This window comes from Paenarthrobacter sp. CC6, from assembly GCF_040560085.1.
Taxonomy (GTDB): Bacteria; Actinomycetota; Actinomycetes; order Actinomycetales; family Micrococcaceae; genus Arthrobacter; species Arthrobacter nicotinovorans.
This window is the reverse complement of the sequence record NZ_JARDAN010000012.1, coordinates 20,210-31,070: the sequence shown is the minus strand read 5'-3', so window position 1 is coordinate 31,070 and position 10,861 is coordinate 20,210. Positions and strand designations below refer to the sequence as shown.

Below are 10,861 nucleotides of genomic sequence, written 5' to 3'. Positions count from 1 at the left end.
TCCCGCTCATCGTCAGGCTGCTGGCCAGCTGCTTGCCGATGCCTTCCATCGGATCCCGAAGACCCTTCGACAGCTGCTCGCTGAAACCAGTCAGGGCGCTGGGTACCTTCATGTCCAGCAGCGGGCTCTTGTAGTTGACGATCCCGCTCATCGTCAGGCTGCTGGCCAGCTGCTTGCCGATGCCTTCCATCGGATCCCGAAGACCCTTCGACAGCTGCCCGCTGAAACCAGCCACACTTGAGTTGGCAGGAAGAGTTTCGGGGTCAGCGGCTTCCACCGGATCTAATCCATTGAGGTCCTGATTATTATCATCGGAGTGCACCTGTCCATTCTCGCGGTTCACTCCGACATTCTTGGTCCTACTCCGGCCTCAGCCACTGTTATTCCGGGCCGACCCTAGGATGCGTCTCTGCCGAGACCTCGTACATCTGCTCAAGTCGATCCCCACGAGTTGGCACCGGGCCGAAACAATGCCAGCGCGGTCCCCGCCTGTAGGCTGGTTTGACTGGCCGGCAGGCCCGGCTGATGGCAAAGGGAGAACATGGGGAGTTTTCGCGAGCGGGAGGCACAGGAGCGTCTACGCATCCTGTACGCCCGCACTCCCGGGCCAGTGGTGTTCGTCGATGAGAGCTTTCGCCCGCCGGGCAACAGCTACGGTGAGCGCCCGTTCTACACCATGAGTGGAGTCACGATCCCCAAAGAGTCGTTGGAGATCGTTCGCAAAGAGCTCGAACGCATCGTTGATGCTGACTACTGGCACACCACCGAGGCGTACGCTGGGAAACTCGGCCCCGTTGCGGAACTACGTCCGCGGATCCTGGAGCTGAACAACTACCTCGCGCAGACCGTGGATTTCAGCATTGTCACTGTTCAAACGGAAGTCAGGACCGGTGGTGACGGCATGGCGAAGGCGCGGGAGGAATGCATCACTACCCTTGCCCGCGCTGCCACCCAATCCGGCCGCGAAAATCCACCCCGGCTGATGGTCTTCGAACGCGTCAATGAGGAACACAGCCCGGACGCCAACCGACAGGACCAGGACGTAGTGGCCAGGTTGCGTAAAGCCGGGCTGTTGGACAGGCAGGTGACAGTGGAGGCCGTCTCACCACGTGATGAGCATCTGCTGTGGGCCGCTGACCTGTCTTCCTGGAGTTTCTACCACCAGATGGCCAGAGCAGAAGGGGCATGGTTTCAACCACTCGCGCCGGTCACTACGGTGCTGCATGCCCGGACCGGGTTGCCCGTTAAAGGAAGCAACCCCCATCTGCCGCAGCCAAGTCCGGGGGTCCAGCCAACTGTCGGCTCTCAAAGAGGCGGAGGGCCAGCTGTTGCTTCTGAATCAAGGTTAGTCCACCAAGGCAAAGAGAACCAAGCCCTCAGGGCCGTACGGGCTCAAGCAGATACCCAGCGCCCTGCGCTGGACCACTCCGTCAGTCTGGGAGTCGGAACGAACTCACCCAAAAGCATCGACGCGATCAAAGAGCGCTTCGACTGGTACCACAGTGCCCAACGCAGCCAGCGCGCAGACCCTGCAGCCTCCGAACCCATCCGACAGCTTCTCGAACAGGCCGCCCAAGCCCTGAAGGAACCCCGCCGACGGGATGGCCCATCCAACGCGGGACCGAACATAGGCCCACAAGCGGCCCCTTAGGCCGCTAAGCCCCTGGTTCTTCCTCCAGCACGATATAGACCCGGTGCCCTGCCCCATATCGTCTGCCCAGCATGTCCTGGGTGCTGTGCTGCCGGAAGCCCGCGACACGATACAGCTGACCGGGTTTGAGAATGAGTTCGTGTTCATTGAACTGCATCGTCGTTGCCGACCCCAGATAAAAGCCCTTGGTTGCGGTGATGATGAAGTGAACGTTTCGGTTCTCGGGGCTCCATTCCTCACCGGCGCCCAGACCCGGTGCCCCCTGCCGGGTGAACCCCGGATCGACCGAGGTCGAAACCGGACGGTCATCCCAACTGATGGTGTCCCCTGGGGCCAGCGCCAGAAGACGGTCCCACCATTGCCGGTCCAGCAGGTAGGCACGGGACTCCTGCCGGTACGTCACCACGGGCAGCGGAAGCTGGCCGTGCTCAGCGATCCATGATCCGAGCTGCTGCACCGGTTCACCGGGGATCCGGCCCCAGCGGTTGTAATCATCCTTGGCGTGGTTGTGCAGTACGCGCTGGACGTTTTCAGGAACGCTGTCCCAGATCGTTTTGCGGTGCTGTTCCAACATCTCGATCACCGATGGATCAGGGCCAATGGCGTAGGCCGACGGATACCCGGCCAGCAACGCCATGGTTTCGTAATAGCTCAGGAATGCAGGACTGCCCACAAATCCCAGCTCGTCCTTCTTGAACGTCTCATAGGCCTGCCGGGTGGGGAAGCCCCGCTCTCGCGGGCTCTCAACCCGGAACGCTTCGATAGCGGATACTTCCTTGGCTGCCAGCGCAAACGCGAAATCACGACCGGGCTCTGCAGGATCTTTGCGGACCCACCACCGTTGACGACGTCGTATTTCCTCGCGGGCCTCACGCGCAGCAGCACTGAAGTGCTCGACAGCCTCTCGCGGGGTGGACTGTTCACGGACGGCGCTCACGAGAGCCTGCGCGCACTCTTCACATCCGTACCGTCCCTGCCGCTGATGCCGCGGGACAGCAACACAAACAATGTTCATTGAGGGCCTAGGGCGGAGATGAATTCTGAGAAGCCGTCGTCGGTGGAGGGCTCGGCCTTGGGGCGCGGGTCCTTGTGCGCGGGTATGCACGCAGCCAGGCCCCAGTTGCTCTTGATGATCCGTGCAATGGCCGGCCAGAGGATCCGTTCATGCCAAGACGCCGGAGCATCGTTCGGTGTTTTGTGGCCGTAGTAGGCTGCCCGCCAACCGATCCATACCCCGGTGAGCTCTTCCACGACGGGCCCGTGTCGGTACCAGCAGCCGGGGATCCTTGAATCGGCCGTTACCCCGTAGCGGCCGTTGTACCAGTCAACCCAGGCGCGCAGCTCCGTCAAGAGCGCCGCTGCGCCAGGTCCGTCCAGTTCCTTCCAATTCCAAGGCGCTGGTTTCCCAGCGGGCGGCGTCCGGATCAGATCCCCGACCAGTCCGGCCAATCCGTCGACGTCTGCGCGGAGCTGGCCCAACTGGCCGTCATGGTCCAAGACCAGTTCCTCCACAGAGGGCAAAACGCCGTCGCCGTCAACGCCAGCCGGTGCATCACTTTCGGTATAGGAATCCTCCGGTGTCGGTCCCTCATCCGGTAGCGGGAGGTCGGCGTATGGGTCCTGGCTCATGCGGTGATCCGGCGAGTCATGGCCTCGGCGGCCTTCTTGTCCTTCTTGATCTGCTCAACATCTTCCCGTTCCCAGTAGGGGGTCAATTCCACAACGGCCGGGCGGACGTTCGTGTAATGCATGAAGGCCTTGCCTTGGGGAAGTTGCTGGATTTCGTGGCCACGGATCACTGGGCGTTCCTCTTCACTGGTGGTCTTCGAGGACCCACCCTTTCCTTGTGATGTGGAGATGCGCTTGCGGTGGGTGGTTCCGGCGGCTTTCGCCACGGTCTCAAGTTCGGCCATTTCCTCCAGCCCGGGAAGGAACAGACGCACGGACGAGGTGCCGCGGATTGCCTTGGCCCCATCGTCTCCCCAACGGGCACGGTTCTGGGCGAAGGACTGGCTGAACCCGATGATGCGTATACCGCGCCCGCCGGAGTCCGAAAGGGCACCGGCCATCTTCGGAAACGCTGCGACGTTGGGTGCTTCGTCCAAAACCATGGTGAAGACCGGCCACAGGCGTCCCCCGGCGCGGGTCTGGGAGATCTTCTGGGCTTTACGGAAGACGTGGTCCGCGAACATTGTCACCAGCGGAGCGACCGGGGAATCTTCCCCATCAGTCACAAGGTAGAGGGTGTTGGCGCCGGAGAGGAAGTCTTCGACGTCGAAGCCTTGTCCTTCGCCAGGGGTGAGGAACTTCAGGGCCTTCGGCGACGACAGAGGCTCAAGCAACCCGGCAAGGGTCTCCTGGATGGAGTCCACCGTTTCGCCGGCACGGGAGGAAGTCAGCGCTTGCAGGCGTTCAGCGAACGCGGCCGGTGCCCCATGTTCGCGGAGGATTTCCAGAGGTTCGGGATCGGCGAAGTTGTTGGACCAGCGCACGACGTCCTCAATCGTTCCACCATCGAGCGCCGCGGCGTGCAGAAACCGGCCCAGGATCGCGGCGGCCTTGGAATTGAACCAGTCGCCATTCTTCACGTTCCCCATCGGCTGGGCACCGGCCCAGGCTTTGCCCCGGGCAAGGGCTTCGTCCGGGTCTTCGCATCCTGCGACGGGGCTCCAACTGATCGTGTCAGGCCAACCGGAAATGTCCTGCAAGTCGAAGACCTGCGCGCGGCCGCGCCGCTTGCGGGCTATCGCTGTGTACATCAACAGGTCATTCTTCGTGGACGTCGCCAGCACCGGGCCCGGCGCATCCAACACGATCCCGACCGCAATATAGAGGGTCTTTCCTGAACGCTGCGGCGCGTAGACCCACATGGAATCTTCATGCTGGACGTAGAGGACTTTGCTGTCGAGTTTGAACGCAGGGACAATGATGTCCGCTTCGGCAGCGTCTTCGGGAAGGTGGAGTGACTGCCGGGCTTTGGCCAAGGCTGCTTTCTTGCCCATCCGGGGTTCGAGGTCCTTGTACCTGGGCAGGCCGTCGTCCTTCGGCTTGCTGCCCCCAAGCACGATGGTCACTAACGCAATGCCGAGGAAAGCAAGAATCGCGAGCACGATCAGGATGTATGTTGCAGCTCCTGGCCAGACGAAGGTGCCCTCCTTGAACCGGGCCACCAACTCCGTGAAGTTCGTCCAGGGCATCCCCGTGGGTGTCAGCATCTCACCGAAGAATGCTGAGACCCAGGCGAGGCCCGCCAAGACGACGACGGATCCGGCAAGGCCCAGCTTCAGAAGAGTGTCTGTTGACGTTTGCTTGCTCATACCGGGAGAACCTCCATGGCTTCGTCGGTGCTGGTTTCTTCGGTGAACGCGATCGTGGAGGTGGACTTCATGGCACCGTCCGTGTCGGTCAGCTCCACCTCCAACGGGCTGCGGACGTGGATGGCTTCGAAAGGATCGAACTGGTCGATTTTGAACAGGCACGTCCCCTTGACCAGCTTCGTGATCACTTCGGCCGTCCCAGCCGGGAGGGTGAACATCTCTTCGCAGGCCAGCGCGTCGGCGCTCTTTTGCTGTTTGTACAGCAGGACCGTTCCGCATTCTTTGAGCATGGAGATCGCCGGACTGTCTGCCGGGATATCGGAGATGTGGTGGAACGCGAACTGGCACGACAGGGACAGGGCGCGGGAGAGTTTGGTGTTGCGGCGCGTCACCGTGGCCACCGAGCCTTGCACGGTGTGCCAGGCCTCTTCAATCAGCAACACCGTCGGGACCGCTTCTTCCTGCCGGTAGAGGGTATTCGCCAGCCAGGTGTTGATGATCGTCATGACGATCGGCAGCGCCGGTCCGTCCTCCGGGAGCAGGGACACGTCAAAGACGGTCAGCCCGGCGTTGAGCTGGATGTCGGAGCTGGTCTCCCCGTCGATCAAACCGGCCAGATCGTCCTCGATCATGCGTTCAAGCTCAAAAGCAGGGTCCTGGCCCCACTCACGCAACTCTTCCACGGTCAGGTCAGTGGCTTTCGCGGCGGCTTCGTTGGGCGCGTACAGGGCTTTGAGGACGTGCCCGATGTGCGCGACTTCCCCGGCTTTCTTCGCCTCCGTCAACGCCTGCCGGTGTGCCATGCGGACTGCTTTGCCTTCCTTGGGTGTCATCGGCCGGCGGAGGGCTTCTTCCATGACGGCACGGACCAGCATGGACTGGCCGGCCGGGGTGCTGAGCGACTCTGCGCTGTCGTGATTTTCCTCGTTCAACCGGGCAGCGATACGGGGATCCAGAATGTTGATCCGGGATCCACCGCCACCGATGCTGAACCGGACCGGGGCAACGTCGAGCTTCCGCGCAAGCGGCGTGTACTCTCCCCCGCCAACGTCCTTCTGGTACTTCTTATCGATCACGACCACGCGGCGGCCGAGGACCAGCTGACGGAGCACACCCCAGGTCTTCATGGCCGAGGACTTCCCCTGCCCAAGGTCACCGATGTAGCAAACATTCGGGGATTCCAGGGTGTCACCATAGGCGGTGAACGGGTCATGGACGATCATCCACCCCGAACCGGCATCGACCCCGAACACCAGGCCGCGGTGCGACGTCGGCGGTGAAGCAATCGCCATATGCGAGAACTCCATCTGCCGCGTCGAAGACGGCACACCCGGTGCTGCAGGATCGTAGAAGCCCAGCTTTGAGGCGAACGTCCACTTCCGTTCGTGGTGCCAGCGGGTCTTTGCGGTCGCTTGGGCCTCGATCAGCTCACGGTCTTTGGCTTCCTTCTTCTCGGCCTTCTTCACCGCCCGCTTACTCAACGGCTTATTGCGCCGCAAACCCTCGGCGGCGGTGCCGGATGCAGATGCTTCAAGCTCCAGCTTCCCGGCGCGGGCCTGAGCCCGGAGTGTCCGCTTGGATTTGCTGGCCACAGCCCACGGCAGGCTGAAACGCTTGACATCGTTCGTGGTGCTCATCGGATTCCCCTCGTGAACGGCATGGTGGCGATCAGGGCAAGGTCGTTGCGGTGATCCAACCAGTCAATGAACTCGATACCGGCATCGGAAGCTGCTGCCTCAACGATGTCGGTGGTGGCCAGGATCTCGTTCGCGTCTTCCACCGCGAAGGAGATATACAGCCCGTAAGCCGCGCCGTGATGGCCGGAGCCGGGCTTCAGATCCAGGAGACGTTGGTGGGAGGCCCCCATCAACACTTCTTCGGTGCCATCGGTCACGACACCCGATTTGGCGACCTTGTTGCCCGTGGCCCTGTCCATGGCGGCATCTGAGCGAGCCTTGGACCGGGCGCTGCGGGCGTCTTCAAGTTCCATGACCATGGACACCGAGTGCACGACCGCGGGCTGGATGCCGCTGATGATCGCTTCCAACGCCTCGACCGGGATGGGTGCGGGACTGAATGCAGGGGCCGGCACGTAGCCGGTGCGGATGTGCCAGTGGTCATTCACTACCACCGAGATGGGCGACGCTGCACCGTCAAGGTGCTGCCAGCAGTCCATCAGGTTGGCACCGTCGTAGTCGTCAATGTCGAAGTCCGGGTCCTGCAGGTGACGCAGCAGCGCGGCCATGGCCTGGGGTCCAAGGGGCCGGGAGTTGGTGATCGAACCCATCATGGACGCTTGGGCCATGGCTGAGCGGATTTCCTGATAGATCGCCTGACCGATAGCTTCGTCCCCTGACCCGTACGCTTCCGCGCGGCGGTACAGTGCCGGGGAGCCGGGGATCCGGAACGTCTCGTAGGTACGGTGCTGTTCGGAGCGTGAGCGGGTCGTCTCGCACAGGTCACCGTAGGACTCCAAGAGGATCCGTGGAACATTCTGTGCGACGCGTTTTTTGACCCACAGGAGGTGGTCGGCCGAGTCCATCGGCACGGCGCGGGCGAGGGTCTGGATATGGGTGACCAGGGACTGTCGGCGGGCCAACCGGGCGAGGTACTGGCCACGGGCGACGTGTCCTGATTCTTTCCGGTATTCCTCCCGGATTCCCGAGGACGAACCCATGACTTCCATCGTGGCCGTGTAGTAGGACTTCTTGACCTTGCCTTGATGCCGGAAGATGACCAGCGGACCTTCCGGGGTATCGATGGAGAAGTGGCGGACGGTGCCCACCATGAGAGGGGCGTTCTCCTTGTGCCGGACAGGGACTTCGATCATGCCGTTCTCGTCGGCGCGGTCACTGTCCTTTTTCCCGGCCTTGATCATCCGTGTCTGCGGGCGGTCCTTCACCGGGACGTAGACCAGGGACTTGTTCTTGGCGCGGACCTTCTTGTGCCGGACCTCAACGAAAATGGCGCCCAGGGAGCGGTGGCCGGAGAGCTTGTTGGGCGTGGTCAGGATGACTCCTGCCAGAACCAACACCGCGGCGAGGATCAGGGCAACGATCTGGCTGCCGCCGGCCAAAATGATTATCAGGGCGGCGCCGATGGAAACGGACAAGCCGATCCATTCCGGTGCCGTCCGGTTTCCCCCGAACAGGCCACGGCTCTGGACCTCGCCGCCGACAACAACCATTCTTCCCATGACTACCTACTCCTTGCCGTACTTCTGTTACCGACCACTGATGTGGTCGGTATCCGGTGCCATCGAACGGGCGGAACGCTGCCCGCGCATGGAGGCCTGACGTGCCGCTTCCCGGCCCGCCAGCAGGAACGCCGTCGCGCCACCGGCTGCAACCTTCACCGATCCCCGGCCCACTGCCCCGGCACCGGTCTTCAAAGCCTGTGCCGCTTTGGCACCGCCGGTCGCGGCGCGGTCTGCTTTCTGCAGCTCCCCGATCGTGCGGGTTTCCGGCTGCCCCTGGGCATGACTGCCTTGACGGTCTTGGCCCGAGGAAGAAGTACCCTGCTCGTTGGGAACCCTGGAGGCTGCACTGCGGCGTCCGGAGATGCCGGAGCCGTTCGATCCAAGTCCGGAACCGCCCTGGCCCTCTGATTGCGGTGTCATCGAAGATGGGCCCTTTGTGGCCGCCGCGCCGCCATAAGGACCTCCGCCACGGTTTGCTCCGGACTGGACTTGGGCGGTCCGTTTCTGCCTGATTGCCGAGGAGATCGCCGCGCCTGCTCCGGCGACCATTGATGGCCCGGCGATGGACTGGCGGCCCTCACCAAGGCTGGTCGAGGACGCTGGCATGATCGGGACGAACTTGTAGAGCATCGGCAGGGCGAAGGCCAGAACGCACATCGCGGCCGCGGCCAGGAACACCGATGTGGCGTTCACCATGCCATCGTCCACACCCTCACCACTAAAGGCTGGTCGGGTGGAAATATAACTGAACACCGCACCCATGATCAGCAGCAGCAACGGTTTCGAGAAGGAAATGCCGAGCCACAATGAGGCGATCTTGCCTACTCGTTGGCGGTATTTCGGGTGAATCAATAAGCCGATCATGATCGCGATACCCAGCCCCAGCAGATACAGGGCCAAAGGTTGTAGCGCGAGCAACCCGAGCATGGCCCAGGCTGAGAGGAACAACAGCCCGAACAGCAAAACAGCCGCCAGGGGGCCGAATGCGCCGCTGGACTCATAGGAGGCGAATCGGGAGATAGCGACACCAAAATCCGTGACCCTGCTTGAGGTCCAGAACGTGATCCCTTCAGTGATGCCGCTCATCCATCCGTTGATCACGTAGCCGATCGGAGGACCGAACAGCACCAGGATCATGGATAGAGGTCCGTACCAGAACAGCGAGTCCCTGACGGATTCCATGTCGATCTCTTCGTTTGAGACGTCTTTCCAGAGCTTGAAATACATCAAACCCATGACGATGATGCCGATTCCGGAAAACAATGCCCACGTTGCGCGGAAACCGTCGTCAACCACAAATTCGGAGACCTTCAACAGGTTGTTCAGCACCTCGTTGGTGGACTTCACGCCCTCGGCTTTAACCGTGTTAGCGAAGTCCTCGAAGCCATTTTTCGCGTTCGCGATGAACGCCACGGTATCGACCGTGCCCAGGACGACCTGACCGCCCGGCATCGCCGAGATGGCCGTCCGCATCACCACGCCGGCAATCGGGGCGAACTTACTGAATACAGCCCCTTGGGCGCACCAGGCGGTACCCGAATCCGGCGCACCGACATTTGGAAGCGCGGCGCAGAACGGGACGGTGTTTTTCCCGTCGTAATCCAGCACTTTTTCGGGTGTGGTCAGGAAGGTGCCGAAGGCTTTGGCAGAGACGTTCTCACAGTCGTTTCCGCCCATGAGTCCGAAGAACCACGGATCGGCACAGACTGACTTGCCCAGTTCCTGGTTTAGCCTGTCCTTGATTTTGACGCGTTGGTCCTCGGGCAGACCAGAGAGGCGCTTGAGTTGGTCGGCGTTCAGTTTCTCGGACTTGCTCACTTCGTCGGCTGCCTGTGCGGGACCGGCGACGATTACCCCAAAGCTGAGGAACAACACCAGAAAGACTGCGACCAGGCGGACGGTACTGCTAACGCTTAGCGTTTGCATACTCAACCCACCCTTCACGGGTCTTGTCCTTGAAGAAGGCGTTGACCAGATCGTCCCGGAGAACCGGTGTGGCTTCATCATCCATGTTGGTTCCCACGCTCATCGGGCCGGCGTCCTTGACCCTGCCGCCGAAATCCTGGCCATTTGCGACAATCGCAGCATCGGCAACCTTCCAATCGCCATCCCAAACCAGTGCAAAGGTGACCGTTTGGAAGAATGCACTTGGAGCTGCCTTAACGTTGGCGCTGGTGGCCCCAAAGAACACCTGAACCACAGCAGCCTCTTTAGGTTCGCAACTGGCCACCCGGTACAGACCACCAGCGGCAACATCGGAGCGGTAAACCCAGCCACCGTCAAAAGACAGACTGGATAGTTCCTTTGAAGTGGTCAGAAGATCCCCTTTTGAGGTGATCTTCTCCGTCCAGGCCCCAGCCTTACCAACCTCAGCCAAGGTCTTTTTCTGCTGAGCCCAGGTGGAGACGTTTACGTCCTCGATGAGGTGGGTGTAGTTGGCGGCTGCTTGGGCGGCTGAGTCGCAACTGCCGTTGTAGCCGGTGATGGTTTTGCCGTCGCTGGCGGTTTTGGTCCCGCCTTCGCCGATCCTGATCCCGGAGACGGGGAACCCGAACTTCCCGGAGGCCTGCAGTGAGCTGGGGTCATCTTGCTTGGCTGCCGGTGGGGCTGGTGGGTTCAGCAGGACGACGGCAACCGCGATGACCAGGATCACCGCCCCCAAGGCTGTGAGGAGTTTCCAGTGCTTCCGCATGG

9 protein-coding genes are annotated in these 10,861 nt (G+C 61.8%); 1 reads left to right on the top strand and 8 read right to left on the bottom strand.

Annotated features, from left to right (window positions below; translation table 11 throughout):
* The coding region (locus tag PV760_RS13970; RefSeq protein ID WP_354628069.1) for a hypothetical protein at positions 1-343 on the bottom strand (343 nt) is incomplete at its 3' end.
* 198 nt (positions 344-541) lie between these two features.
* Between PV760_RS13970 and PV760_RS13965 the strand changes: the two genes are divergently transcribed.
* On the top strand, positions 542-1,651 hold the full coding sequence (locus tag PV760_RS13965; protein WP_354628068.1) for a hypothetical protein: 1,110 nt from the start codon (positions 542-544) through the stop codon (positions 1,649-1,651).
* Between the two features lie 4 nt (positions 1,652-1,655).
* Here PV760_RS13965 and PV760_RS13960 read toward each other — a convergent pair whose 3' ends face one another.
* The 7 genes from PV760_RS13960 to PV760_RS13930 form a co-directional block, all read right to left on the bottom strand.
* On the bottom strand, positions 1,656-2,588 hold the full coding sequence (locus PV760_RS13960) for a hypothetical protein (protein ID WP_354628067.1): 933 nt from the start codon (positions 2,586-2,588) through the stop codon (positions 1,656-1,658).
* Positions 2,589-2,662: 74 nt separating this feature from the next.
* Complete coding sequence (locus tag PV760_RS13955) at positions 2,663-3,280, bottom strand: hypothetical protein (protein ID WP_354628066.1); 618 nt, start codon at positions 3,278-3,280, stop codon at positions 2,663-2,665.
* The gene (locus PV760_RS13950) at positions 3,277-4,968 is read right to left on the bottom strand and encodes a type IV secretory system conjugative DNA transfer family protein (protein WP_354628065.1); all 1,692 of its coding nucleotides are present in this window, start codon (positions 4,966-4,968) and stop codon (positions 3,277-3,279) included. Before PV760_RS13950 ends, PV760_RS13955 begins: the two co-directional genes overlap by 4 nt.
* On the bottom strand, positions 4,965-6,605 hold the full coding sequence (locus PV760_RS13945) for a putative type IV secretion/conjugal transfer ATPase (RefSeq protein WP_354628064.1): 1,641 nt from the start codon (positions 6,603-6,605) through the stop codon (positions 4,965-4,967). Before PV760_RS13945 ends, PV760_RS13950 begins: the two co-directional genes overlap by 4 nt.
* Positions 6,602-8,164, bottom strand: coding sequence for a hypothetical protein (locus PV760_RS13940; protein WP_354628063.1), 1,563 nt, complete (start codon positions 8,162-8,164; stop codon positions 6,602-6,604). Before PV760_RS13940 ends, PV760_RS13945 begins: the two co-directional genes overlap by 4 nt.
* A 27-nt stretch (positions 8,165-8,191) precedes the next feature.
* A complete protein-coding gene (locus PV760_RS13935; protein WP_354628062.1) occupies positions 8,192-10,093 on the bottom strand; it encodes a hypothetical protein in 1,902 nt (633 codons plus the stop codon).
* Positions 10,074-10,859 carry a hypothetical protein gene (locus PV760_RS13930; RefSeq protein ID WP_354628061.1) on the bottom strand — a complete coding sequence of 262 codons (786 nt, stop codon included), beginning with the start codon at positions 10,857-10,859 and terminating at the stop codon, positions 10,074-10,076. Before PV760_RS13930 ends, PV760_RS13935 begins: the two co-directional genes overlap by 20 nt.
* Positions 10,860-10,861: the final 2 nt, after the last annotated feature.